At 67.9% G+C, this 23017-nt stretch carries 27 protein-coding genes; 17 read left to right on the top strand and 10 right to left on the bottom strand.

From position 1 onward, the window contains the following. Positions 1-41: 41 nt before the first annotated feature. From WIX39_RS26725 to WIX39_RS26715, 3 genes are read right to left on the bottom strand one after another with little or no spacing between them, the layout of a single operon-like run. The gene (locus WIX39_RS26725; RefSeq protein WP_106936879.1) at positions 42-806 is read right to left on the bottom strand and encodes an SDR family NAD(P)-dependent oxidoreductase; all 765 of its coding nucleotides are present in this window, start codon (positions 804-806) and stop codon (positions 42-44) included. A 21-nt stretch (positions 807-827) separates the two neighbouring features. Further along, on the bottom strand, positions 828-2681 hold the full coding sequence (locus WIX39_RS26720; RefSeq protein ID WP_106936880.1) for a feruloyl-CoA synthase: 1854 nt from the start codon (positions 2679-2681) through the stop codon (positions 828-830). After that, entirely contained in the window at positions 2678-3451 is a 774-nt protein-coding gene (locus WIX39_RS26715; protein ID WP_081269940.1) for a crotonase/enoyl-CoA hydratase family protein, read from the bottom strand. The genes WIX39_RS26720 and WIX39_RS26715 overlap by 4 nt, the downstream gene beginning before the upstream one ends. A gap of 106 nt (positions 3452-3557) precedes the next feature. Between WIX39_RS26715 and WIX39_RS26710 the strand changes: the two genes are divergently transcribed. Next, positions 3558-4424, top strand: a complete 867-nt coding sequence (locus WIX39_RS26710) for an amidohydrolase family protein (RefSeq protein WP_106936881.1) — start codon at positions 3558-3560, stop codon at positions 4422-4424. A 12-nt stretch (positions 4425-4436) separates the two neighbouring features. Here WIX39_RS26710 and kefC read toward each other — a convergent pair whose 3' ends face one another. Continuing rightward, entirely contained in the window at positions 4437-6302 is a 1866-nt protein-coding gene (kefC, locus tag WIX39_RS26705) for a glutathione-regulated potassium-efflux system protein KefC (protein ID WP_106936882.1), read from the bottom strand. Further along, positions 6302-7027 carry an NAD(P)H-dependent oxidoreductase gene (locus WIX39_RS26700; RefSeq protein ID WP_106936883.1) on the bottom strand — a complete coding sequence of 242 codons (726 nt, stop codon included), beginning with the start codon at positions 7025-7027 and terminating at the stop codon, positions 6302-6304. The genes kefC and WIX39_RS26700 overlap by 1 nt, the downstream gene beginning before the upstream one ends. A 92-nt stretch (positions 7028-7119) precedes the next feature. Between WIX39_RS26700 and WIX39_RS26695 the strand changes: the two genes are divergently transcribed. Further along, positions 7120-7740, top strand: coding sequence for a ParA family protein (locus WIX39_RS26695; protein WP_106936884.1), 621 nt, complete (start codon positions 7120-7122; stop codon positions 7738-7740). A gap of 72 nt (positions 7741-7812) precedes the next feature. Continuing rightward, positions 7813-8283: a MaoC family dehydratase gene (locus WIX39_RS26690; protein ID WP_081269935.1), complete on the top strand. Its 471-nt coding sequence runs from the start codon at positions 7813-7815 to the stop codon at positions 8281-8283. A gap of 16 nt (positions 8284-8299) precedes the next feature. On the opposite strand, the gene WIX39_RS26685 is transcribed toward WIX39_RS26690, so the two are convergent. The 3 genes from WIX39_RS26685 to WIX39_RS26675 all read right to left on the bottom strand — a co-directional run bounded on the left by WIX39_RS26685 (position 8300) and on the right by WIX39_RS26675 (position 9946). Next, positions 8300-8593 (bottom strand): DUF4148 domain-containing protein, encoded by a 294-nt coding sequence (locus WIX39_RS26685; RefSeq protein WP_081269934.1) that lies wholly within the window; start codon positions 8591-8593, stop codon positions 8300-8302. A gap of 134 nt (positions 8594-8727) precedes the next feature. After that, positions 8728-9189: a tRNA (uridine(34)/cytosine(34)/5-carboxymethylaminomethyluridine(34)-2'-O)-methyltransferase TrmL gene (gene trmL, locus WIX39_RS26680; protein WP_081269933.1), complete on the bottom strand. Its 462-nt coding sequence runs from the start codon at positions 9187-9189 to the stop codon at positions 8728-8730. Between the two features lie 31 nt (positions 9190-9220). Then, positions 9221-9946, bottom strand: a complete 726-nt coding sequence (locus WIX39_RS26675; RefSeq protein ID WP_106936885.1) for a ComF family protein — start codon at positions 9944-9946, stop codon at positions 9221-9223. Between the two features lie 22 nt (positions 9947-9968). Here WIX39_RS26675 and WIX39_RS26670 point away from each other — a divergent pair, with 22 nt between their 5' ends. From WIX39_RS26670 to WIX39_RS26635, 8 genes are all read left to right on the top strand, one after another. Continuing rightward, complete coding sequence (locus tag WIX39_RS26670) at positions 9969-10883, top strand: biotin synthase (RefSeq protein ID WP_081269931.1); 915 nt, start codon at positions 9969-9971, stop codon at positions 10881-10883. A gap of 233 nt (positions 10884-11116) precedes the next feature. Further along, positions 11117-11593, top strand: a complete 477-nt coding sequence (locus tag WIX39_RS26665) for a DUF2244 domain-containing protein (RefSeq protein ID WP_081269930.1) — start codon at positions 11117-11119, stop codon at positions 11591-11593. A gap of 60 nt (positions 11594-11653) precedes the next feature. Continuing rightward, on the top strand, positions 11654-12832 hold the full coding sequence (coxB, locus tag WIX39_RS26660) for a cytochrome c oxidase subunit II (protein WP_081269929.1): 1179 nt from the start codon (positions 11654-11656) through the stop codon (positions 12830-12832). 43 nt (positions 12833-12875) lie between these two features. Continuing rightward, positions 12876-14516, top strand: coding sequence for a cytochrome c oxidase subunit I (gene ctaD, locus WIX39_RS26655; protein ID WP_106936886.1), 1641 nt, complete (start codon positions 12876-12878; stop codon positions 14514-14516). 31 nt (positions 14517-14547) lie between these two features. Then, the gene (locus WIX39_RS26650; protein WP_216639236.1) at positions 14548-14661 is read left to right on the top strand and encodes a cytochrome oxidase small assembly protein; all 114 of its coding nucleotides are present in this window, start codon (positions 14548-14550) and stop codon (positions 14659-14661) included. A gap of 29 nt (positions 14662-14690) precedes the next feature. Beyond that, positions 14691-15317 (top strand): cytochrome c oxidase assembly protein, encoded by a 627-nt coding sequence (locus WIX39_RS26645; RefSeq protein WP_106936887.1) that lies wholly within the window; start codon positions 14691-14693, stop codon positions 15315-15317. Then, positions 15314-15532, top strand: coding sequence for a DUF2970 domain-containing protein (locus WIX39_RS26640; RefSeq protein WP_106936888.1), 219 nt, complete (start codon positions 15314-15316; stop codon positions 15530-15532). Before WIX39_RS26645 ends, WIX39_RS26640 begins: the two co-directional genes overlap by 4 nt. A gap of 52 nt (positions 15533-15584) precedes the next feature. Further along, a complete protein-coding gene (locus WIX39_RS26635; RefSeq protein WP_081269925.1) occupies positions 15585-16466 on the top strand; it encodes a cytochrome c oxidase subunit 3 in 882 nt (293 codons plus the stop codon). An 80-nt stretch (positions 16467-16546) separates the two neighbouring features. On the opposite strand, the gene WIX39_RS26630 is transcribed toward WIX39_RS26635, so the two are convergent. Next, a complete protein-coding gene (locus WIX39_RS26630; protein WP_081269924.1) occupies positions 16547-16777 on the bottom strand; it encodes a twin transmembrane helix small protein in 231 nt (76 codons plus the stop codon). A 27-nt stretch (positions 16778-16804) separates the two neighbouring features. On the opposite strand from WIX39_RS26630, the gene WIX39_RS26625 reads away from it, so the two are divergent. Genes WIX39_RS26625 through WIX39_RS26600 form a run of 6 tightly spaced genes read left to right on the top strand, consistent with a single transcriptional unit; the run spans position 16805 to position 21984 of the window. Continuing rightward, positions 16805-17677, top strand: a complete 873-nt coding sequence (locus WIX39_RS26625; RefSeq protein ID WP_106936889.1) for an SURF1 family protein — start codon at positions 16805-16807, stop codon at positions 17675-17677. Beyond that, complete coding sequence (locus WIX39_RS26620) at positions 17664-18344, top strand: hypothetical protein (protein ID WP_081269922.1); 681 nt, start codon at positions 17664-17666, stop codon at positions 18342-18344. The genes WIX39_RS26625 and WIX39_RS26620 overlap by 14 nt, the downstream gene beginning before the upstream one ends. Positions 18345-18377: 33 nt before the next feature. Beyond that, a complete protein-coding gene (locus tag WIX39_RS26615; RefSeq protein ID WP_409196284.1) occupies positions 18378-19613 on the top strand; it encodes a COX15/CtaA family protein in 1236 nt (411 codons plus the stop codon). Further along, entirely contained in the window at positions 19610-20515 is a 906-nt protein-coding gene (cyoE, locus tag WIX39_RS26610; protein ID WP_106936891.1) for a heme o synthase, read from the top strand. Before WIX39_RS26615 ends, cyoE begins: the two co-directional genes overlap by 4 nt. Before the next feature lie 13 nt (positions 20516-20528). Further along, positions 20529-21146, top strand: a complete 618-nt coding sequence (locus tag WIX39_RS26605) for an SCO family protein (RefSeq protein ID WP_081269919.1) — start codon at positions 20529-20531, stop codon at positions 21144-21146. Positions 21147-21159: 13 nt separating this feature from the next. Beyond that, positions 21160-21984: a DNA alkylation repair protein gene (locus tag WIX39_RS26600; protein WP_106936892.1), complete on the top strand. Its 825-nt coding sequence runs from the start codon at positions 21160-21162 to the stop codon at positions 21982-21984. A 48-nt stretch (positions 21985-22032) separates the two neighbouring features. Here the strand turns inward: WIX39_RS26600 and rpoH are convergent, their stop codons facing one another. Continuing rightward, a complete protein-coding gene (rpoH, locus tag WIX39_RS26595) occupies positions 22033-22974 on the bottom strand; it encodes an RNA polymerase sigma factor RpoH (RefSeq protein WP_081269917.1) in 942 nt (313 codons plus the stop codon). Between the last annotated feature and the right edge of the window lie 43 nt (positions 22975-23017).

Raw genomic sequence — 23017 nt, 5'->3', positions numbered from 1 at the left:
ACGTTGTGGGGCGGGAACTCGGGTACGCGAAAGGCTGCGGCTCAGCGCGGCGCCATGCGCAGCGCGCCGTCGAGGCGGATCACCTCGCCGTTGAGGTGGCCGTTGGTGACGACGTGGCATGCCAGCTCGGCGAATTCCGATGGCTTGCCCAGGCGCGGCGGGAACGGGATGGACGCGGCCAGCGATTGCTGCACCGGCTCGGGCAGCTCCAGCAGCAGCGGCGTGGCAAAGAGGCCCGGCGCCACGGTGCATACGCGGATGGCGTGCTGCGCCAGGTCGCGCGCCATCGGCAGCGTCATGCCGACGAGCCCGCCCTTGGAGGCGCTGTAGGCCTGCTGGCCGACCTGGCCGTCGAAGGCCGCCACCGATGCGGTGAAGAGCATCACGCCCTTCTCGCCGTTGTCGAGCGCCGGCAGCTTCGCGCAGCGCGCCGCGAACAGGCGCGCCATGTTGTAGCCGCCGATCAGGTTGATGTTGACCACGCGCACGAAGTCTTCGAGCGGCGCGGGGTTGCCGTCCTTGCCGACGATGCGCTTGGCGCTGCCGATGCCGGCCACGTTCATCAGGATGCGCGCGGTGCCGTGCGCGGCCTCGGCCTTGTCCAGCGCGGCGTTCACGCTGTCGGTGTCGGTGATGTCGCAGACGCAGGCGACGCCGCCGATCTCGGCGGCCACTTTCTCGGCCAGTGCGGCATTGCGGTCGAGCACGGCGACCTTGGCGCCCAGGCGCGCGAGTTCGCGTGCGGTGGCTTCGCCAAGGCCCGATGCGCCGCCGGTAACGAGGGCGGCTTGTCCTTCGATCTTCATTCTTGTCTCTCCTGGATGGGGTTAGCGGGGCTTGAGGGTGAAGGGCAGGGTGCCGTCGTGCATCGCGTCGGCCAGCGCGGCGCGGTGCTTGAGCACCGAGCGCTGGTTGATGGAGCCCTTGTCGGTCACTTCGCCCTTGTCGATGGACGGCGGCTCGGCCATCAGGTGCAGCCGCGCGATGCGGTTGGCGCTGCCGGTGGCGCTCGCGGCCAGCGTGTCGACCACCTGCTGGAAGTGCGCCTGCACCGGCGCGCTTTCGAGCACCTGCTGCATCGTGGCGTCGGCGGGCAGGCCCGCGAGCTGCCGCACCTTCTGCGTCGGGAAGATCAGCGCGCCCACTTCCTTCAGGTTGATGCCGGTCAGCACCGCGTCCTGCACATAGGGCGCGCCGGCCGCGATGATCTTCGCGCGCATGGGGCCCACGCTCACGAAGGTGCCGGTGGCGAGCTTGAAGTCTTCCGCGATGCGGCCGTCGAAGCGCAGGCCGCGGTGGATGTTGCCGTCGTCGATCCACTTGACCGCATCGCCGGTGGAGAAGAAGCCTTCCTCGTCGAAAGCCTCGGCCGTGGCCTCGGGCGCGCGCCAGTAGCCGGGCGTGATGTTGGGGCCGCGGTAGCGCACCTCGGTCTTGCCGTCGACCTCGATCAGCTTGAGCTCGATGCCCGGCGCGGGCAGGCCGACGTCGCCCGACTTCACGTCGGGCCCGGTCACGTAGAGGGCGAAGGGCCCCGATTCGGTCATGCCCAGGCCGGTGCCCATGACGATGCGCTCGCCCACTTCAGACTCCTGCGTCTTGTGCAGGCTGTCCCACACGGGCTGCGACAGCGCGGCGCCCGAGTAGAAGAACATCTTCACGCGCGACAGCAGGTTGCGGCGCAGCACCGCATCGGTTTCCATGGCGTGCGCGATGGCCTCGAAGCCGGTGGGCACGTTGAAGTAGATGGTGGGCGCGATCTCGCGCAGGTTGCGCAGCGTCTCGGCCATGCCGGCGGGCGTGGGCTTGCCGTCGTCGACGTACAGCGTGCCGCCGTTGTCCAGCACGATGCCCACGTTGTGGTTGCCGCCGAAGGTGTGGTTCCAGGGCAGCCAGTCGACCAGCACCGGCGGCTCGTCGCCCAGCGCGGGAATCGACTGGCGCAGCTGCTGCTGGTTGGCGCACCACATGCGGTGCGTGTTGATGACGGCCTTGGGCATCTTGGTGGAGCCCGAGGTGAAGAGGAACTTGGTGATGGTGTCGGGGCCGGTCGCGCGCATCGCTTCGTCGATGGCGGGCGTGGCGGGCGTCGAGGCCAGTGCGTCGAGCGAAGTGGCGGCGCGGCCTTCGAGCTCGCCTTCGGCAATGACGACTTCGGTCCCGGCCGGGACGACCGCCGCGATGGCGCGGCCGTAGCGTGCCGCATCGGTGGCGAACACGAGGCCCGGCGTCAGCGTGTCGAACACGTGGCGCAGCTTCTCGAAGTCCTGGCTCACGAGCGAGTAGGGCGGCGATACGGGGCAGTAGGGCACGCCGGCATAGAGGCAGCCGAGCGCGAGCAGCGCATGCTCGATGCCGTTCTCGCTGAGGATGGCCACGGGCCGCTCGGCGCTCAGGCCGCGATTCAACAGGGCTTGTCCGATACCGCGGGCCTTCTGCAGCGCCTCGGCGTAGCTCACGCGGATCCAGTCGCCGGTGCTGCCGTCGGCCAGCCGTTCGCGGCGGGCGATGAAGGTGCGATCGGGCGTGGCCTCGGCCCAGTGCGCGAGGCGGTCGGTCATGCGCTCGCGGTAGCTTTCGAGCTGCGTCTCGGCGGTGAGGTACTGCGTGCCAGGCGCTCCTTCGCGCAGCACGGCGCGGGTCACGCCGAAGGCCAGGGGGCGGTATCGGATGGCGGTCATGTCTTGCTCACCTTCGCGCCCCGGCCTTCGAGGAAATCGCGCACGCGTTCCTTGGCTTCGGGTGCGGCCTGGGCGATGCCGGCCATGAGCGCTTCCGTGAAGAAGCCGTGGTCGGCCGACTGCTCGGCGATGCGCGGCAGCGCATGCATGAGCGCGTAGTTGGTCAGCGGCGCGTTGGTGGCCACGCGCTTGGCGAGCTCGAAGGCCTTGTCGAAGGCCGTGCCTTCGTCGACCAGGTACTGCGCGAAGTTGGCGCGCTCGCCGTCCTCGGCGTTGTAGACGCGGCCGGTCATCATCATGTCGGTCATGCGCGCCACGCCGATCAGCTTGGGGATGCGCACCGAGCCGCCGCCGCCCACGAAGATGCCGCGCGAGCCTTCGGGCAGCGCGTAGAAGGTGCTGCGGTCGGCCACGCGGATGTGGCAGGCGCTGGCCAGCTCGAGCCCGCCGCCGACCACCGCGCCGTGCAGCGCGGCGATCACCGGCACCGGGCCGTGCTGGATCAGGTCGAGCGCGGCGTGCCACATGCGCGAGTGCTGCATGCCCTGGCCGGCGTCGCGCTCCTTCAGCTCGCTGAGGTCGAGGCCGGCGCAGAAGTGCGGGCCTTCGCCGTCGATCACCGCGGCGCGCACGGTGGAGGGCAGCTTCTCGAAAGTGTCGCGCAGTGCGAGGATCAGGCCGTCCGACAGCGCGTTGCGCTTGGAGCCGCGCGTCAGGCGGACGATCGCGACTTCGTCGCGGATGTCGAGTTGGAGGTCTGGATTGGTCATGGGAAGGTGTTCGGGGTTGCGTTGGATTATGGTTATGAGAAATAATCAATTCAAGGCATTCGAGCCTGCCCGAAGCTAGGGACTTACCCGCACTGGAGACAAACACATGGACTACGAGAACCTCGTTGCGATCGATATCCACACGCACGCCGAAGTGAGCTGCTGGAACCCGTTCGACAACTACGGCGAGGAATACGACCGCGCCGCCGACAAGTACTTCGGCTCCAGCGGCCGGCCCACCATCGCGGAGAGCGTGGCGTACTACCGTGAACGCAAGATCGGGCTGGTGATGTTCATGGTCGACGCGGAGTCGAACATGGGCCGCCGGCGCATTCCGAACGAAGAGATCGCCGAGGCCGCGAAGAACAACAGCGACATCATGATCGCCTTCGGGAGCGTCGATCCGCACAAGGGAAAGATGGGCGCGCGCGAGGCGCGCAGGCTCATCGAGGAGCACGGCGTGAAGGGCTTCAAGTTCCACCCGACGGTGCAGGGCTACCACCCCTACGACAAGATGGCCTGGCCCATCTACGAGGTGATTGCCGAATACGGCCTGCCGGCCATCTTCCACACCGGCCACAGCGGCATCGGCTCGGGCATGCGCTGCGGCGGCGGCCTGCGGCTGGAGTACAGCAACCCGATGCACCTGGACGACGTGGCCATCGACTTCCCCGACATGCAGATCGTCATGGCGCACCCCAGCTTCCCCTGGCAGGACGAGGCGCTGAGCGTGGCCACGCACAAGCCCAACGTGTGGATCGACCTGTCCGGCTGGAGCCCCAAGTACTTTCCGAAGCAGCTGGTGCAGTACGCCAACACGCTGCTGAAAGACCGCATCCTGTTCGGCAGCGACTACCCGCTGATCACGCCCGACCGCTGGATGCGCGACTTCGAGAACGCCGGCTTCAAGCCCGAGGTGATGCCCGGCATCCTCAAGGGCAACGCGGTCAGGCTGCTGAAGCTGGCCGCCTGAGGGGCCTCGCCGCTACGCGTCCGCCTCTTCCCTGGCGGCGGCTTCCTCCGCGTCGAGCCGGTCCCAGTCGCGCCCCGAGCGGCGCTGCCGCTCCTCGCGCTCGCGCGCCATCTGTTCCTCGAACTGCTGGCGGCCGGCCTTGTTGGCGGCGATCAGCTTGGCGCGGTCCTTGTAGTGGGGATAGATCTCGTCGCTGAGCTTGATGTTCCGCTGGCGGAAGCGCATGGTCGACTCGCGCGCCTCGTGCGCCGGCCATCCCAGCGCTTCGAGCGTGGCGCGGGCGCTGCGCAGAGAAGACTCGAACACCTCGCGCTCCACATCCGTCACGCCGCGGTCGCGCAGCTGGAACAGGTGCGTCACGTTGCGGGCCCGCGCGATGATGCGCGCCTGCGGGAAGTTCTCCTTGACCAGATCGACGATTTCCAGCGATTGCTCGATGTCGTCCACCGCCACCACGATGGCCTTGGCCGTGCCGGCGCCGGCGGTGCGCAGCAGGTCGAGCCGCGTGGCGTCGCCGTAGAACACGCGAAAGCCGAACTGCCGCAAGCCTTCGACGGTGTCGGCGTCGTGGTCGAGCACGGTCACGCGCAGGCCTTGCGACATCAGCATGCGCCCGACGATCTGGCCGTAGCGGCCGAAGCCGCAGATCAGCACCTTGGCGTCCTGCTGCTCGGAGATTTCCTCGAGCTGCGGGCCGTGGTTGCGGCTGTAGCGCGGCAGCACGAACTTGTCGAGCAGCACCAGCAGCAGCGGCGACAGCAGCATCGACAGCGCGACCGCGCCGATCAGCAGCGACGTGATCTCCGGCGGCAGCACGTCGGGTCCCGCGGCCTGGAACACCACGAACGCGAATTCGCCGCCCTGCGCGAGCAGCAGCGTGAACACCGGCCGCTCCTGGTAGGCGATGCCCATCGCCTTGGCCAGCGCATAGATCACCGCCAGCTTGATGGCCATGAAGCCGACCACCAGCGCCGCCATGATCCAGGGGCTCGCAATGAGCACGCCGAAGTTGATCGACATGCCCACGGCAATGAAGAACAGGCCCAGCAGCAGGCCCTTGAAGGGCTCGATGTCGGTCTCCAGCTCGCGCCGGTATTCGCTCTCGGCCAGCAGCACGCCGGCCAGGAAGGCGCCCAGCGCCATCGACAGGCCCACCAGCTGCATCAGCGCCGCGATGGCCACCACCAGCAGCAGCGCGGCGGCGGTGAAGATCTCGGGCGTGTCGCTGCGCGCGATCCAGCGCAGCACCGGGCGCAGCAGCAGCCGGCCGCCGAGGATGATGCCGCCGATCACGCCGATGATCTTCGCGGCTTCCAGCGCGCGGTCGAGCCCGCTGATCGACTGCTCGGCGGCGGTGGCGCCGGCCAGCAGCGGCAGCAGCGCGAGGATGGGAATGGCCGCCACGTCCTGGAACAGCAGGATCGAGAAGCCGGCCTGTCCGCTCGGCGTCTTCAGCAGGTTGCGCTCGCCGAACACCTGCAGCGCGATCGCGGTGGACGACAGCGCCAGGCCCAGCGAGGCCACCAGCGCCACGCGCCATTCCGCGCCCACCGCACAGCCCGCGGCGAAGAGCACCGCGGCGCAGCTGACCACCTGCGCGGTGCCCCAGCCGAAGATCGGGCGGCGCAGGTTCCACAGGCGCTTGGGCTCGAGCTCGAGGCCCACCAGGAACAGCATCAGCACCACGCCGAACTCGGCGAAGTGCAGCACGTCCTGGACGCTGGACACCAGTCCCAGCCCCCAGGGCCCGATGGCGATGCCGGCCACCAGGTAGCCGATGATGGAGCCGAGGCCCAGGGCCTTCGACAGCGGCACCACCAGCACGGCGGCGCTCAGGTAGATCAGGCTGCTGGTCAGCCAGGCGGGTGCGTGTTCCATCAAGGTGCCTTGCTAGCGGAAGCCGTGGCCAGCCCGTGGGTCATGGCGCTGTGGAAGGCGTTGGATACGGCCTTGCCGATGTCGTCCGGATCGGCCGGGCGATCGGCTTCGGGCACCGGGCAGGCGATGCAGGCGTCTATTTCCTCGATCTCGGGCCAGTCGGGGTAGCTGCCCAGGCGCTGGGCGAAGGTCTGGACGTGCGCGGCCACCTCGGCCTCGGGGGCGCTGCGCGCGCCGTGGAAGATCAGCGGCGGCAGGAAGCGCATGCCGCACAGCGCGGCGGTCTGTTCGTAGGGCGGCAGGAAGGCGTCGAAGAAGTAGCGGTGGTAGCTCTGCGGGTGGTAGCTGGCCTCCGGGCTGCCGGTGGTGACCGCCAGCCAGAGGTCTTTGCCCTGCAGCGCCGTGCCGCCGGGGCCGTAGGCCCAGCCGTAGGCGAGCACGTCGTCGAGCCACAGCTTCTGCAGCGCGGGCATGGAATACCACTGGATCGGGTGCAGCAGCACCACCAGGCTGGCCTTGGCGAGCCGGGCCTGCTCTTCCTCGACGTCGATGGAGAAGTCGGGGTAGCTGCCGTAGAGGTCGTTCACCTCGACGCCCGGCACGGCGCGGGCGGCGGCCAGCATGCGGCGGTTGACGCGTGAATCGCGCCAATGCGGGTGCGCCGCCAGCACGTAGATGCCGCCAGTACCGGCGGCGGTGGTTCCCATGGATGTTGTTGTCGTCATGCCGAGAACATATCTCAGTCGGGGCCGGCGCGTCGGGCAAAAACGCGCCAGCGACTACCATTCCGGCTGTCCCAGTTCTGGAGGAGTGCCTTATGCCGGTGGTTCTGGTCGCCAATCCCAAGGGCGGGGTCGGCAAGTCGACGATCGCGACGAACGTCGCGGGCTATTTCGCAAGCCGCAGCCATGCCGTGATGCTGGGCGACGTGGACCGCCAGCAGTCCTCCCGGCTGTGGCTGGGCCTGCGCCCGCCCCAGGCCCGCCCCATCGCCACCTGGGAAGCCACCGGAGACAGCACGGTGGTGAGGCCGCCGCGCGGCACCACGCACGCGGTGCTGGACACGCCGGCCGGGCTGCACGGCTGGCGCTTCAAGGAAGTGCTGGCGCTGGCCGACCGGGTGATCGTGCCGCTGCAGCCGAGCATCTTCGACATCTACGCGACGCGCGACTTTCTCGACCGCCTCAAGGAACAGCGCCGCGCCGAAAAGACGCAGATCGGCCTCGTCGGCATGCGGGTGAACGCCCGCACGCTGGCCGCGGACCGGCTGCACGAGTTCATCGAGGGACTCGGCGTGCCGGTGATCGGCGAGCTGCGCGACACCCAGAACTACGTACAGCTCGCAGCGCGCGGGCTCACGGTGTTCGACATCGCGCCGGGCCGCGTGCAGCGCGACCTGGAGCAATGGCAGCCGATCTGCGAATGGCTCGACGCCTGAAGGCGCCTCCCGGTTTTCCCTGAGCCCGGTTGTCGCGAGCCCGACAGCCCCCCGCCCGCCCTTGGCACCAGAATGCCCCGCATGACCAAAAAGACATTCCAGACTCTTCAGGATCTTTCCGCCTGCGTCGGCCAGGAAGTCGCAGTGAGCGACTGGATCACCATCACGCAGGAACAGGTCAACCAGTTCGCCGAGGCGACGGGCGACCACCAGTGGATCCATGTCGACGTGGAACGGGCCAAGGCCGGCCCCTTCGGCGCGCCGATCGCGCACGGTTTTCTCACCCTGTCGCTGCTGCCGCGATTCTTCGAGACGGCCATCGACGTGGTGGAGTCGCGCATGGGCGTGAACTACGGCATGAACCGGGTGCGCTTCATGTCGCCGGTGCCGGTGGGCAAGCGGCTGCGGGCGCGCATGAAGCTGCTGAGCTCGGAGCCCATTGCCGACGATGGTTTCCAGATGACCTGGGAAACCACCATCGAACTCGAAGGCGCGGCCAAGCCGGCCTGCGTGGCGGAGTCGGTCGCGCGGCGCTACCGCTGACCTTCTCCGGTTTTTCTTACATCCGGCGGTCGGTCACTTCGCCGTAGGTGGCGGCGCCCTGGCGCGTGATGCTCAGCGCACTCTGACGTACCGCGCCGCGGTCGGTGCTGCCGTCGCGGGCCTGGAGTGCGCCGGTGCCGCCATTCGTGACCCTGAACGGCTGGCGCGCGTCGGCCTGCACCTGTGCGCGCGACATCGTCGACTGGAAGGGGGCGGGCGGCAGCGGGTTCTGTTCACCCTGGAAGGCTTGGGCGCTGCCGGCGAAAGCCAGCGTGGCGAAGACGGCAAGGGCGATCGGCTTGGTGTTCATTGCAAGACTCCTCTGTAACGGGTTGATGGATCGGATGCCGAACGCTTTGCGGCCGGCATGCTTTCCATACGGCCGTCATCCGCGATCGGATGCGCTCCCGCCGTGCCTGGAGCCCGCGACTTTGTTTCTTTGTGTCACCCGAAGCCGTTTTGCCGCCAGGCTTCGAACACGGTGACGGCCACCGCGTTCGAAAGATTCAGGCTGCGCTGCCCCTCGCGCATCGGCAGCCGCAGCCGCTGGGCCTCGGCGAAGCCGTCGCGCACGGCGGGCGGCAAGCCGCTGGTCTCCGAGCCGAAGACCAGCCAGTCGCCGGGCTGGAAGCGCACGTCGTGCACGGCCCGCGTGCCGCGGGTGGTGAGGGCGAACATCCGGTCGGCCGGCGGCAGTTCGGTGGCGAGCAGGGCCTGCCAGTCGGCGTGGCGCTTGACTTCGGCGTACTCGTGATAGTCGAGCCCGGCGCGGCGCAGCAGGCGGTCGTCCATCGAAAAGCCGAGCGGCTCGACCAGGTGCAGCGTGCAGCCGGTGTTGGCGGCGAGCCGGATGACGTTGCCGGTGTTCGGCGGAATCTCGGGGTGGACCAGGACGATATGGAACATGCGCCGATTGTCGGCGCCCCAGGCGCGGAGCTCAGCGCGGCGGGTCGGTGCGGGCCAGCACCACCGCCGTGATGTGGGCAGCACCCGCCAGCCGCAGCGCTTCGGCAGCCGTGAAGATCGACGCGCCGCTGGTCATCACGTCGTCGACCAGCACGATGCGCCGGCCCCTGGCTCTTTCGGCGCGCAGCGGCTCCACGGCGAAGGCGCCGCGCAGGTTGAGCAGGCGCTCGGCGCGCGCGAGGCCGCTCTGGGCCGGCGTCTCGCGGGTGCGCAGCAGCAGGCTCGCGTCGGTCTTGCCTGCGCACAGGCGCCGCGCGAGTTCATGGGCCTGGTTGAAACCGCGCTCGCGCAACCGGCCGGGCGCCAGCGGCATCGGCAGCACCAGGTCGCATTGCTCCAGCGCCGGCTCGACCCATGGCGCGCTGCGCATCAGCGTGGCGAACGGGGCGGCCCAGCCGGCCTCGCCGCGGAACTTGAAGGCGGCGATGGCGTCCGGCCACGGCCAGGCGTAGGTGCAGGCGGCAAGGCAGGCATCGAGCGGCGGCGGATGCGCAACGCAGTCGCCGCAGCGGGTCATGCCCTCGGGCAACGGCAGTGCGCAGCCGCCGCAGCGTGCCGCCGGCGGGGCGAAGCGGGCCACGCAGGCGTCGCACACCGGGCGCGACGGCCATGCGCGGCAGACCGCGCACTGGCTCGGCAGCCGCCCGAGCAGGGCGGTGAAAGGACGGAAAGGCCTCAGGGCGTGCTGGCTGGACATCGCTCAATATACTCACTGCCCCATGGCCACCGACCCCTCACGACGACCGCCGACCATCGATGCCACGGCGGCAGCCCGCTGGCGTCGCCTTGCGCCTGCCGACGGCTCCCCCTGGCTGCATGAGGAAATCGGCCGCCGCATGGAAGACCGGCTGCAATGGATCAAGGCTCAGCCCCGCACCTGGGCCGACTGGGCACCGCTGCGCGGCGGCCTCGAGGCCCACGAGCTGGTCGCCCGCCGCTACAAGGACGCCGCCTCCTTCGTCATCGAACCCGAGCCCGCGCTCGCGGCCGCCACCGGCCAGGCGCTGGCCGCGCCTTGGTGGAGCGCGCGCCGCTGGCAGGCCGGCAAGGCACGTTTCGACGCGCCGCCCGAGGACGGCGTCGACCTGCTCTGGGCCAACATGTCGCTGCACATGGCGGCCGACCCGGAGGCACTCATCGCGCATTGGCACAAGCTGGTCGCCACCGACGGCTTTCTGATGTTCTCGTGCCTCGGCCCCGACACCGTGCGCGAACTGCGCGCGCTGCATGCCCGCCTCGGCTGGCCGGCCGCGGGCCACGAGTACACCGACATGCACGACTGGGGCGACATGCTGGTCCACGCCGGCTTCGCCGAGCCCGTGATGGACATGGAGCGCATCGTGCTGACCTGGGCCACGCCCGAGGCGGCGCTGGCCGAGCTGCGCACGCTGGGCCGCAACCTGCACCCGGCGCGCTTTCCGGCGCTGCGCGGCAAGGCCTGGCACCAGTCGCTGAAGAAGGCGCTGCCCGAGCTGGCGCCTGCCGAAGAGGGTGGCGGGCGCATCGCGCTGACCTTCGAGGTCATCTACGGCCATGCGTTCAAGCCCGTGCCGCGGGTGTCGCTGTCGGCCGAAAGCGCGGTGTCGCTGCGCGAGATGCGATCGATGCTGCAACGGGGTCGCCCGGGCGCCTGATCGCCGGCCGGCCGGTGGCCGGAACGCATGGCGCAGAGGCCGTTTCTTGCCTACTAGTAGTGACCCGTAGGCGTCCCACAGGGCACTCTGGCGCAGGTATCTACCCGCTACAATCCGCCGTTGCGTGGAACTCGCGGGTATTGTCCCGCGATCGAGGGGTGTCGGATCCTGTTTGTACGAGGGGGTACCAGGGGTCGGGCGACCGTCGACGCACCGATTTGCTGAACTCGCCCGTGTCGAATTCCGTGTTTCGATTTGCCACCGTTTCAGGCCAGAGCATCCACTGGTTCCTGAAGCGGAACTGCTCGGTGACGCCGAGCCAGCTGGGCTGGCTCTACGCTTCGCTGTGCGTGGTATCGCTCGGCATCGGCACCCTGTTCTGGCTGCACGGTGCGCCGCTGGTTCTGCCTTTCGCCTGGCTCGAACTGGCCGCTGTCGGATTCGCGTTCATGGTCTACGCGCGGCACGCGACCGATGGCGAAAAGATCGCGCTGCAGGAGGGACGCCTCGTCGTCGAGCTCGAGAACGGCGGGCACTACGAGCGCACGGAATTTCTTCCGCACCAGGTGCGGGTCGAACCCCAGGCCGGCGATCGCTCGCTGATCGAGGTCTCGGGGCAGGGTCGATCGGTCAGGGTGGGGCGCTATGTACGCCCGGAGTTGCGTGCGGCGTTGGCCCGCGAGATTCGCATGGCGTTGCGTGGCGCCTGAGGGGGCTCGCGCAATGCTGCACGGTTGGGTTTGTCGAAAAATTGAAGAAACGTGAACACGATGAAGAGCATTTGGCGCAATAAGTACAGGCCGGCGAATCTGTTGCTGGCGGCCGGCGCGGCTTTCAGCAGCGCGGCGCACGCAATCAACGATCTGCCCGGCGGCCCCTCGGTGCGCCAGTTGAATCTTCCGGTCGGCGTGACCAAGATCGCGCAGGAGCAGCATCTGCTCCACACGATCATGATGATCCTCTGCACGGTCATCTTCGTGGGCGTGTTCGCGGTCATGTTCTATTCCATCTGGAAGCACCGCAAGTCGGTGGGCCACAAGGCCGCCAACTTCCATGAGTCGGTGGTGGTCGAGGTCATCTGGACCATCGTGCCCTTCCTCATCGTGATCGTCATGGCGCTGCCCGCCACCAAGGTGCTGGTGGCCCAGAAGGACACCACCAACGCCGACCTCACGATCAAGACCACGGGCTACCAGTGGAAGTGGGGCTACGACTACCTGAACGGCGAAGGCGAGGGCCTGGCCTTCATCTCCACGCTCGACAGCTCGCAGCGCGCCATGTCCGACGCCGGTGCCAAGGGCGCGATGCCCGACGACTACCTGCTGAAGGTCGACTACCCGCTGGTGGTGCCCGTCAACAAGAAGATCCGCATCATCACCACCGCCAACGACGTGATCCACGCCTTCGCGGTGCCGCAGCTGGGCCTCAAGCAGGACGCCATTCCCGGCTTCGTGCGCGACACCTGGTTCCGCGCCGAGACCATCGGCACCTACTACGGCCAGTGCCAGGAACTGTGCGGCAAGGAACACGCCTTCATGCCGATCCAGGTGAAGGTGGTCTCGGCCGCCGACTACACCGCCTGGGTGGCCGACCAGCGCAAGATCGCCGCCGCCAAGCTCGACGACCCGACCAAGGTCTGGACGCTGCCCGACATGATGGTTCGCGGCGAGAAGGTCTACGCCGCCAACTGCGCCGCCTGCCACCAGGCCAACGGCAAGGGCGCGGGCCCGATCAAGGCGCTCGACGGCGACCCGAAGGTGCTCGACGCCGACCACACGGTGCAACTGCACGTGCTGCTCAACGGCCAGAACAACGGCGCCATGCCGTCCTGGAAGCAGCTGAGCGACACCGACCTCGCGGCCGTGGCCACGTACACCAAGAACAGCTGGTCGAACAAGACGGGCCAGCTGGTGCAGCCGGCCGAAGTGCTCGCCCTGCGCGGCAAGTGATGCGACAGCGTCCCGCGACGAAGAAATTGCAAGGAACAACGAAATGAGTGCAGTCCTCGACCCCCACGGTCACGCAGTCCCCGGCGGCCACGCACACGACGAGCATCACGACCACCACGCGCCCACCGGCTGGCGCCGCTGGGTGTTCGCGACCAACCACAAGGACATCGGCACGCTCTACCTGCTGTTCAGCTTCACGATGCTGATGGTGGGCGGCGTGCTCGCGCTGCTGATCCGCGCCGAGCTGTTCCAGCCCGGCCTGCAGCTGGTGAACCCCGAGCTGTTCAACCAGTTCACCACCATGCACGGCCTGATCATGGTGTTCGGCGCCATCATGCCGGCCTTCGTGGGCTTCGCGAACTGGATGATCCCGCTGCAGGTGGGCGCCTCCGACATGGCCTTCGCGCGCATGAACAACTTCAGCTTCTGGCTGCTGATCCCGGCGGCGCTGATGCTGGTGGGTTCGTTCTTCATGCCAGGCGGCGCACCCGCCGCGGGCTGGACGCTGTACGCACCGCTCACGCTGCAGATGGGCCCCTCGATGGACGCCGGCATCTTCGCGATGCACATCATGGGCGCCTCGTCGATCATGGGTTCGATCAACATCATCGTCACCATCCTCAACATGCGCGCCCCCGGCATGACGCTGATGAAGATGCCGATGTTCTGCTGGACCTGGCTCATCACCGCCTACCTGCTGATCGCCGTGATGCCCGTGCTCGCCGGCGCCATCACGATGACGCTGACCGACCGCCACTTCGGCACCAGCTTCTTCAACCCCGCCGGCGGCGGCGACCCGGTGATGTACCAGCACATCTTCTGGTTCTTCGGCCACCCCGAGGTCTACATCATGATCCTGCCGGCCTTCGGCATCATCAGCCAGGTGGTGCCGGCATTCGCCCGCAAGAAGCTCTTCGGCTATGCCTCGATGGTGTACGCCACCTCGTCGATCGCCATCCTGTCGTTCATCGTGTGGGCACACCACATGTTCACGACCGGCATGCCGCTGACCGGCCAGCTGTTCTTCATGTACGCGACCATGCTGATCGCGGTGCCCACGGCCGTGAAGATCTTCAACTGGATCGCCACCATGTGGCAGGGCTCGATGACCTTCGAGACGCCCATGCTGTTCGCGGTCGGTTTCATCTTCGTGTTCACCATGGGCGGCTTCACCGGCCTTATCCTGGCCGTCGCACCCATCGACACGCAGCTGCAAGATACCTACTACGTGGTGGCCCACTTCCATTACGTGCTGGTGGCCGGCTCGCTGTTCGCCATGTTCTCGGGCTTCTACTACTGGGTGCCCAAGTGGACCGGCGTCATGTACAACGAGACGCGCGGCAAGGTGCACTTCTGGTGGTCGCTGATCTCGTTCAACGTGACCTTCTTCCCGATGCACTTCCTGGGCCTGGCCGGCATGCCGCGACGCTACGCCGACTACCCGATGCAGTTCGCCGACTTCAACGCCGTGGCTTCGGTCGGTGCGTTCTTCTTCGGCTTCGCGCAGGTGTACTTCTTCCTGTTCGTCGTGTTCCCGACCATGCGCGGCAAGGGCGAGAAGGCTGCGCAGAAGCCGTGGGAAGGCGCGGAAGGCCTCGAGTGGGAAGTGCCGTCGCCGGCACCGTTCCACACCTTCGAGAACCCGCCCAAGCTCGACGCGACCGCCACCAAGGTGATCGGTTGACCGGCTTCGCAGCAGCAACAGCCAGCACGCGATGACACCCGAGCAGAAACGCAACAACCGGCGCATGGGGCTCACGCTGGCCTCCATCGCCGTGGTGTTCTTCATCGGCTTCATCGTGCGCATGGTCTGGTTCGGCGCGCGCTGAGCCGCCGGCCACCGAACGGGAGCACCAGCATGAGCATCGGTCAACGCATCCGCCGCGCCAACGTCCGCATGGTCGGCAAGCTGGCCGTCGTGGCCTGCGGCATGTTCGCCTTCGGCTATGCGCTGGTGCCGATGTACCGCGCCATCTGCGAGATGACCGGCATCAACATCCTCGCGCTCTCCGAGCTGGAGGTGCCCGGCGGTGCCAGCGGCGGCAAGAAGGTGCGCGTGCCCGACAACACGCAGGTCGACATGACCCGCACCATCACGGTCGAGTTCGATTCCAACGTGCGCGGCGGTCTCTGGGACTTCAAGCCCGCGGAGCGGACCATCCAGGTGCATCCCGGCCAGCTCAACACGGTGATGTACGAGTTCCAGAACGTGCAGAACCGCCGCATGGCCGCGCAGGCCATCCCGAGCTACGCGCCGCAGCAGGCGGCGCCCTACTTCAACAAGCTCGAGTGCTTCTGCTTCAACCAGTACACGCTCGATCCGGGCGAGAAGAAGCAGTGGCCGGTCGCCTTCGTGATCGACCCCAAGATTTCCAAGGACGTGAAGACCATCACGCTGTCGTACACCTTCTTCGAGGTGGGCGGCAAGACGCCCGCGGCACCGGTCGCCGCCGTTTCGAATGCCCCGAATGAGCCGCGCTCGTGAGCACGCCGCCCGAACGGCCGAATGCTTCGAAGGCTTCGCTGTGGGACACGGTGAAGGCCGTGGGGTGGTCGTTCTTCGGCGTTCGCAAGAACAGCGCCTACCAGGAAGACCTGCGCAAGCTGAACCCGTTGCACATCATTGCGGTGGCGTTCGTGGCCGTGATCGTCTTCGTGGTCGCCCTGGTGCTGCTGGTGCGCCACGTGGCCGCGGCCTGAACGAGCAGAATCCATTGAATCGAGAGAAGAAAGAAAGCCAGGAGCAGCTGATATGAGTTCAACCACCCACGGCGCCACGCCCTACTACTTCGTGCCCGGACCGTCGTCCTATCCGGTCTCGGCCGCGATCGGTTTGTTCTTCGTGATCCTGGGCGCCGCGCAGTGGATCAACGGCCATGCGTGGGGCGCCTGGTCGCTGCTGGCGGGCATGCTGGTCTGGCTGGGCACGCTGTTCGTCTGGTTCCGCGCCGCCATCGGCGAGAGCGAGAGCGGGCAGTACGGCCACAAGGTGGACCTGTCGTTCCGCTGGAGCATGAGCTGGTTCATCTTCTCCGAAGTGATGTTCTTCGGCGCCTTCTTCACCGCGCTGTGGTGGGCCCGCACCCATGCGCTGCCGACGCTCGGCAGCCTGGACAACGCGATCCTCTGGCCCGACTTCAAGGCCGTGTGGCCCAGCATGGCCGCCGGCGCCACCGGCTCGCCGGCCGGCATCGTCGAGCCCTTCCAGACCGTCGGCCCGTTCTGGCTGCCCACGATCAACACCGCGCTGCTGCTGAGCTCGGGCGTGACCCTCACCATCGCCCACCACGCGCTGCGCGCCGGACACCGCGCGCAGACCATCCGCTTCATGTGGATGACCGTGCTGCTCGGCCTGATCTTCCTGGGCGTGCAGGGCTACGAGTACCACCACCTCTACACCGAGCTGAACCTCAAGCTCAGCTCCGGCACCTACGGTTCGACCTTCTTCATGCTGACCGGCTTCCACGGCCTGCACGTGTTCATCGGCATGCTGATGCTGCTGTTCATCACGCTGCGGCTGCAGAAGGGGCACTTCACGCCGGAGCGCCACTTCGGCTTCGAAGGCGCGGCCTGGTATTGGCACTTCGTGGACGTCGTCTGGCTCGGTCTCTACATGCTGGTCTACTGGCTTTGAGCGAAGCACCTCGCGGCATTCCACAAAAAAGGCGCCGGAAGGCGCCTTTTTCATGGTTCTCGTGGAACGAGCACCACCTGCTACTTGCCGAGCGGGAGCCCGGTGGGCTGGATGTAGCCGAGTTTCCAGGCGAGCAGCATGCAGAGGAACAAAAATACCGAGAGCCCGATCCGAAAGGTGAGGGCGCGCGCCATGCCGCCGCTCTTGGCGCGCCCGTTGCGCCCGTCCTTCAGCATGAAGAACAGGGCAAACGCGAGGCTCGCGAAGATGCCCACGAACACCAGGGCGACGAAATATTTCATGACCCGCATTATCGGCCGCACGCCCCGCTTCCTCCAGTGACTCCCCAACCCCTGTATTCCGAAGACCGGCGCCGCCCCGGTCGTTTCTGGCTGGTCACCGTCGCCGCCGTGCTGACGCTGGCGGCCACCGTTTCGCTGGGCCGCTGGCAGCTCTCGCGCGCCGCGCAGAAAGAGGCGCTCCAGGCCAGCATCGAGGCCCAGAAGCAGAAGCCGCCGCTCACCCAGGCCGAGTTCCTGGCGCTGCAGCAGCCTTCCGACGAACTGCATCGCCCCGTGCGCCTGCGCGGCCTCTGGCTCACGCCGCAGACCGTGTACCTCGACAACCGCCAGATGCATGGCGTGCCCGGCTTCTACGTGCTGACGCCGTTCGCGCTCGAGGGCACCGAGCAGACGGTGATGGTCCAGCGCGGCTGGGTGCAGCGCAACTTCGTCGATCGCACGAAGCTGGGCGCTGTCGACACGCCGGCCGGCATCGTCGAGGTGACGGGCCTGCTCGAGCCGCCCCCGAGCCACCTGCTGGAGCTGGGCACGCCCGCCCCCGCGCCCGCTGCACCGGCAGCGGCGCCCGCAACGGCAACGGCGCCGGAAGCCCCCGCGCCGGCCGCGCCCGCCGCGCCGACACCGGCCGTCGAAGGGTATTCGCCCATCCGGCAAAATCTCGACCTGGAGGCCTTCCGCGCCGAGACCAAGATGCCGCTGCGTACCGACGTGTCGCTGCAGCAGACCGGGCCGGCCTCCGAGGGCTTGCAGCGAGACTGGCCGGCCCCGGCGCTGGGCCTCGAGAGGCACTACGGTTACGCATTCCAGTGGTTCGGCCTGTCGGCCCTCGTCGTCATCCTCTATGTCTGGTTCCAATTCATCACACCCTTCCGCCGCGCGAGACGCCGCGCACGCGATGGCCGCTTCTGACGAGCCGCTGGGCCTGACGGTCCATTCGATGCCGTCGCCGAACCAGGCGCTCGACGGCGCCGAGGGCCGGCGCACGGTCGTCGGGCGCTGGAAGATGATCGCGGTGATGCTGATGTGCGCGGCGCCGGTCATCGCCTCGTACTTCACCTACTACGTGATCCGGCCGGAGGGGCGCAGCGTCTACGGCGAGCTGATCGACCCGCAGCGCGAGCTGCCGAAGTTCATCGCCACCGATCGCAACGGCGCACCGGTCGACCTGGCCACCCTCAAGGGCCAGTGGCTGCTGGTCGCGGTGGCCGACGCCGCCTGCGATGCGCTGTGCGAGCAGCAGCTCTACCTGCAGCGGCAACTGCGCGAAAGCCTGGGCCGCGAAAAAGACCGCATGGACCGCGTCTGGCTCGTGAGCGACGCCGCGCCCGTGCCCGAGCGGCTGAACAACGGCCTGCACGGCGCGACCGTGCTGCGCGTGCCGGCCGACGAACTGGCGAGGTGGCTGGTGCCCGTGTCGGGCCACACGCTGGCCGAACACCTCTACGTGGTCGACCCGATGGGCCACTGGATGATGCGTTTCCCCGCGCGCATGGACGCCGCTGGCGCCAGCCGCGCCAAGCGCGACCTCGACCGCCTGCTGCGCGCCTCGGCGTCGTGGGACAAGCCGGACCGCTGACAGGCCGGCAGCAAGACAGGCAAGCAGCACAGCATGGACACGACGAGCTCGCTCTACGACCTCACGCCGATCGCGTGGCTCATGGCCGCGGGCGTGCTGATCGCGCTCGGCCCGCTGCTCTGGGTCTGGCGGCGCAACGCGGGCGCAGGCCCGGCGCGCCGGCTGCATGCGCTGACCGTTCTCACGCTGTTCCTGACTTTCGACCTGACCCTGTTCGGCGCCTTCACCCGTCTCACCGATTCGGGCCTGGGCTGCCCCGACTGGCCCGGCTGCTACGGCAACGCCAGTCCGCACGGTGCGCGCCACGAGATCGCGATGGTGCAGAGTGCGCAGCCGACCGGTCCGGTCACGCATGGCAAGGCCTGGGTCGAGATGGTTCACCGCTACCTGGCAACGGGCGTCGGCGTGCTGATCCTCACGCTCGCAGGCGCGACCTGGATCGTGCGCCGCCGCCAGCGCCGCGCGCCACAGCCGTCGTCATCTTCCGAGGACGGCGATCACCACGCCACGCTCAGCGCCTGGTGGCCGGCCTTCACCCTGGTGTGGGTCTGCCTGCAGGGCGCCTTCGGCGCGCTCACCGTCACCTGGAAGCTGTTCCCCGCGATCGTCACGCTGCATCTGCTGGGCGCCGTGGTGCTGCTTGCGCTGCTCTGCATCCAGGCCGTGCATTACCGGCAGGCGGCCGCGCGCCGGCTGCCGACGCCGGTGTCGCCGGCGCTGCGCAACGGGCTCATCGCGACCACCGTGCTGCTGGTGCTGCAGATCGCGCTCGGCGGCTGGGTCAGCACCAACTATGCGGTGCTCGCATGCACGCAGTTCCCGACCTGCCAGGACAGCTGGTGGCCGCCGATGAATTTCGCGCAGGGCTTCGAGATCTGGCGTCACCTCGGCGTGACCGGCGAAGGCCAGCCGCTCGACTTCTCGGCGCTCACCGCCATCCACTATGCGCACCGGCTGATGGCGTACGCCGTGTTCGCCGCGCTCGGCGTGCTGGCATGGCGCCTGCGCCGCATCGACACGCTGAAACCGCAAGCGCGCTGGCTGGCGGGTCTTGCGCTGCTGCAACTGGCCACGGGCCTGGGCAACGTGCTGCTCGGCTGGCCGCTGGCGGCGGCCGTGCTGCACACCGGGGGTGCCGCGGCGCTGGCCGTGGTGCTGACGTGGGCCCTGTGCGAGAGCCGGCGCGCCGTGCCCGAGGCACGCGTGGCGCGCGCCAGTGACAATGCAACCGGTCGCGACAACAACAACCAGAGGAAGGCCGCCGCGTGAGTACCCCGATTTCCGTTCAGCAGAGCAGCACCGCCAACGTGCTGCGCCAGTTCTACGCGCTGACCAAGCCGCGCGTGGTTCAGCTGATCGTGTTCTGCGCCCTCATCGGCATGGTGCTGGCCGTGCCCGGCATGCCGTCGTGGGCCGACGTGCAGCGCGCCGCGCTGGCCTGCATCGGCATCTGGCTGGTGGCGGGGGCGGCGGCGGCTTTCAACTGCCTGGTCGAGAAGGGCATCGACGCCAAGATGAAGCGCACCGCGTGGCGCCCCACCGCGCGCGGCCAGCTCAGCGACCTGCAGGCGCTGGTCTTCTCGGCGGTGCTGTGCGCCGTGGGTTCGGCGCTGCTGTGGTTCACGGTCAATCCGCTGACCATGTGGCTGACCTTTGCCACCTTCGTCGGCTATGCGGTGATCTACACCGTGATCCTCAAGCCGCTGACGCCGCAGAACATCGTGATCGGCGGAGCATCGGGCGCCATGCCGCCGGTGCTGGGCTGGGCCGCGATGACGGGCGACGTGGGCCCGGAGGCGCTGATTCTTTTCCTCATCATCTTCCTGTGGACGCCGCCGCACTTCTGGGCGCTGGCGCTCTACCGCGTCGAGGACTACCGCAAGGCGGGCCTGCCGATGCTGCCCGTCACGCACGGCAACGAGTTCACGCGGCTGCAGGTGCTGCTGTATACCTTCATCCTGTTCGCGGCCTGCCTGATGCCCTTCATCTACGGCATGAGCGGCTGGCTGTACCTGGCGGTGGCCGTGGCGGTGAGCATCGGCTTCACCGGCTATGCGTTCGCGCTGTGGCGCAACTACTCCGACACCCTGGCGCGAAAGACCTTCCGCTTCTCGCTGATCCACCTGAGCGTGCTGTTCCTGGCGCTGCTCGTCGATCACTACATCCACTGAACACGTCTTTTCCATGAACAAGCGGAACGCTCTCAGATTGATCGCCGGAAGCGCCGGCTGGGTGGGCGTTGCCGCGACCCTGGGCCTGGGGCTTTCCGCCTGCAGCGAACAGAAGCAGAGCTTCAATGCGGTGGACATCACCGGCGCCGACTACGCGAAAGACTTCTCGCTGAAAGATGCCGACGGCAAGGTCCGCACCATGGCCGACTTCAAGGGCAAGGTGGTCGTGATGTTCTTCGGCTACGCGCAGTGCCCCGACGTCTGCCCGACCACCATGACCGAGATGGCGCAGGTCAAGCAGCAGCTCGGCAAGGACGGCGACAAGCTGCAGGTGCTGTTCGTCACCGTCGATCCGGCGCGCGACACGGCCGAGGTGCTCAAGGCCTACATGGGCGCGTTCGACCCGAGCTTCGTGGCGCTGATCCCGACCGCCGACGAACTGGCCGCGCTCGCGAAGGACTACAAGGTCTACTACAAGAAGGTCGAGGGCAAGACGCCGACCAGCTATTCGATGGACCACTCGGCCGCCAGCTACGTGTACGACACCCAGGGCCGCCTGCGGCTCTACGCACGCTATGGCGCGGGCGTGCCGGCCATGGTGTCGGACCTGAAGACCCTGCTCGCTTCCTGAGCGGGGCCGGCGAATGGATGCCATGGGCTCGGTCGAGCACTTGAAGGCGCGCAAGGGCGCCTTCCGGATCGCGCTGATTCCGCCGGAGGTGCTGAGCGCGCTCAACGACGGGCTGCTCGAGACCGTCAACCTCAACGAATTCATGGCGCTGGAGTTGCCGCAACTGGCACGCAGCGTGGCAGGGCACATCGGGCTCGACGGGCAGAGCGAGCGGCTGGCCGATACGCTCGCGATGCTGGCGGCGTTCAAGCCGATGCAGCGGCACGGGCACATCGCCCGCGCGCTCTACGACCTCGCGGCGCTGCACGCCGAGCGCGACGTCGTCGCCCACCGGCTGGCCACGCACGCGAGCGACGTGGCACGCTGCTGGGCCGCGCAGTGGGTCACGCTCTCGGGCCTGCCGCTGCCGCAGCAACTGGAGGCCGTGCGCCGCTTTGCCGCCGATCCGCACTTCGGCGTGCGCGAGATCGCATGGATGGCGGTGCGCGACGCGGTCATCGCCTCGCTCGACGAAGCACTCGCGCTGCTGCAGCCCTGGGTGTTCGATGCCGACCCCAACATCCGCCGTTTTGCCAGCGAACTCACGCGGCCGCGCGGCGTGTGGTGCGCGCAGATCGAGGCGCTCAAGACCGAGCCCTGGCTCGCGCTGCCGCTGCTGGAGCCGCTGCGCGCCGATCCGAGCCGCTACGTGCAGAACTCGGTGGCCAACTGGCTCAACGATGCGAGCAAGAGCCAGGGCGAGTGGGTCGACCGGCTCTGCGCGCGGTGGCTGGCCGAATCGGACACGCCCGAGACCCGCTACATCGCCAAACGGGCGATGCGTACGCTCTCCAAATGAAAAAAGCCCGGGTGACCGGGCTTTTTTCATTCTGGGAAGAGAGGAGGCTTACGCGTAGTCCGCGAGGGCCTTCTTCATCTTCTTCATGGCAGCGACTTCGATCTGGCGAATGCGCTCGGCGCTCACGCCATACACGTCCGCCAGGTCGTGCAGCGTCATGCCGCCCGAGCCGTCGTCGTTCACCTTGAGCCAGCGCTCCTCGACGATGCGGCGGCTGCGGTCGTCCAGCGCTTCGAGCGCCGTGGCGATGCCGTCGCTCGACAGGCGGTCGCGCTGCTGCGATTCGAGCAGGGCGGTCGGCTCCTGGGTGGCGTCGGCCAGGTAGGCGATGGGCCCGAAGGCTTCTTCGCCGTCGTCCGACGGGCCCGGGTCGAGCATGACGTCGCCGCCCGACAGGCGGGTTTCCATCTCGAGCACTTCTTCGGGCTTGACGTTGAGCCGGGTCGCCATCTGCGACACCTCGTCGGGGCTCAGCGTGTCGCGGTGCGTGCCGTTGTCGGCCGCGGCCGAGTCGGCCTTGAAGCCTTGCTTCATCGAGCGCAGGTTGAAGAACAGCTTGCGCTGAGCCTTGGTCGTCGCGACCTTGACCATGCGCCAGTTCTTCAGGATGTACTCGTGGATTTCGGCCTTGATCCAGTGCATGGCGTAGCTCACGAGCCGCACGCCCTGGTCGGGGTCGAAACGCTTCACGGCCTTCATCAGGCCGACGTTGCCTTCCTGGATCAGGTCGCCGTGCGGCAGCCCGTAGCCCAGGTATTGGCGGGAGATGGAGACCACGAGGCGCAAGTGCGACAGCACGAGCGCGCCGGCGGATTCGAGGTCATTGTGGTCGCGCAATTTACGAGCGAAGCCCTGCTCTTCTTCGAGCGTGAGCAGCGGCAGGCGGTTGGCGGCCGAAATGTAAGCATCCAGGTTGCCCAGCGGGGGAACCATCGACCAGGGGTTGGCGACGGCCAGCTGGTTGGCAGAGACTCCGGACAGGGTTGTCATCAGGGGAAACTCCTTTGTGTTGGCCATATTAGCACTCGGTTAG

It is taken from the genome of Variovorax sp. AB1(2024) (genome assembly GCF_037482385.2).
In the GTDB taxonomy this organism is placed as follows: Bacteria; Pseudomonadota; Gammaproteobacteria; order Burkholderiales; family Burkholderiaceae_C; genus Variovorax.
This window is presented reverse-complemented; position numbering and strand designations above follow the sequence as displayed.

Excerpts from the sequence above, each read along its gene's own strand:
- WIX39_RS26700 (WP_106936883.1), bottom strand. The coding sequence starts at position 7,027 with ATGACGACAACAACATCCATGGGAACCACCGCCGCCGGTACTGGCGGC.
- WIX39_RS26675 (WP_106936885.1), bottom strand. The coding sequence starts at position 9,946 with ATGTCCAGCCAGCACGCCCTGAGGCCTTTCCGTCCTTTCACCGCCCTG.
- WIX39_RS26685 (WP_081269934.1), bottom strand. The coding sequence starts at position 8,593 with ATGAACACCAAGCCGATCGCCCTTGCCGTCTTCGCCACGCTGGCTTTC.
- WIX39_RS26645 (WP_106936887.1), top strand. The coding sequence starts at position 14,691 with ATGAGCATCGGTCAACGCATCCGCCGCGCCAACGTCCGCATGGTCGGC.
- ctaD (WP_106936886.1), top strand. The coding sequence starts at position 12,876 with ATGAGTGCAGTCCTCGACCCCCACGGTCACGCAGTCCCCGGCGGCCAC.
- rpoH (WP_081269917.1), bottom strand. The coding sequence starts at position 22,974 with ATGACAACCCTGTCCGGAGTCTCTGCCAACCAGCTGGCCGTCGCCAAC.
- WIX39_RS26670 (WP_081269931.1), top strand. The coding sequence starts at position 9,969 with ATGGCCACCGACCCCTCACGACGACCGCCGACCATCGATGCCACGGCG.
- WIX39_RS26615 (WP_409196284.1), top strand. The coding sequence starts at position 18,378 with ATGGACACGACGAGCTCGCTCTACGACCTCACGCCGATCGCGTGGCTC.
- WIX39_RS26605 (WP_081269919.1), top strand. The coding sequence starts at position 20,529 with ATGAACAAGCGGAACGCTCTCAGATTGATCGCCGGAAGCGCCGGCTGG.
- WIX39_RS26695 (WP_106936884.1), top strand. The coding sequence starts at position 7,120 with ATGCCGGTGGTTCTGGTCGCCAATCCCAAGGGCGGGGTCGGCAAGTCG.
- WIX39_RS26715 (WP_081269940.1), bottom strand. The coding sequence starts at position 3,451 with ATGACCAATCCAGACCTCCAACTCGACATCCGCGACGAAGTCGCGATC.
- WIX39_RS26635 (WP_081269925.1), top strand. The coding sequence starts at position 15,585 with ATGAGTTCAACCACCCACGGCGCCACGCCCTACTACTTCGTGCCCGGA.
- WIX39_RS26600 (WP_106936892.1), top strand. The coding sequence starts at position 21,160 with ATGGATGCCATGGGCTCGGTCGAGCACTTGAAGGCGCGCAAGGGCGCC.
- coxB (WP_081269929.1), top strand. The coding sequence starts at position 11,654 with ATGAAGAGCATTTGGCGCAATAAGTACAGGCCGGCGAATCTGTTGCTG.
- WIX39_RS26710 (WP_106936881.1), top strand. The coding sequence starts at position 3,558 with ATGGACTACGAGAACCTCGTTGCGATCGATATCCACACGCACGCCGAA.
- WIX39_RS26720 (WP_106936880.1), bottom strand. The coding sequence starts at position 2,681 with ATGACCGCCATCCGATACCGCCCCCTGGCCTTCGGCGTGACCCGCGCC.
- WIX39_RS26620 (WP_081269922.1), top strand. The coding sequence starts at position 17,664 with ATGGCCGCTTCTGACGAGCCGCTGGGCCTGACGGTCCATTCGATGCCG.
- kefC (WP_106936882.1), bottom strand. The coding sequence starts at position 6,302 with ATGGAACACGCACCCGCCTGGCTGACCAGCAGCCTGATCTACCTGAGC.
- WIX39_RS26630 (WP_081269924.1), bottom strand. The coding sequence starts at position 16,777 with ATGCGGGTCATGAAATATTTCGTCGCCCTGGTGTTCGTGGGCATCTTC.
- WIX39_RS26650 (WP_216639236.1), top strand. The coding sequence starts at position 14,548 with ATGACACCCGAGCAGAAACGCAACAACCGGCGCATGGGGCTCACGCTG.
- trmL (WP_081269933.1), bottom strand. The coding sequence starts at position 9,189 with ATGTTCCATATCGTCCTGGTCCACCCCGAGATTCCGCCGAACACCGGC.
- WIX39_RS26725 (WP_106936879.1), bottom strand. The coding sequence starts at position 806 with ATGAAGATCGAAGGACAAGCCGCCCTCGTTACCGGCGGCGCATCGGGC.
- WIX39_RS26690 (WP_081269935.1), top strand. The coding sequence starts at position 7,813 with ATGCCCCGCATGACCAAAAAGACATTCCAGACTCTTCAGGATCTTTCC.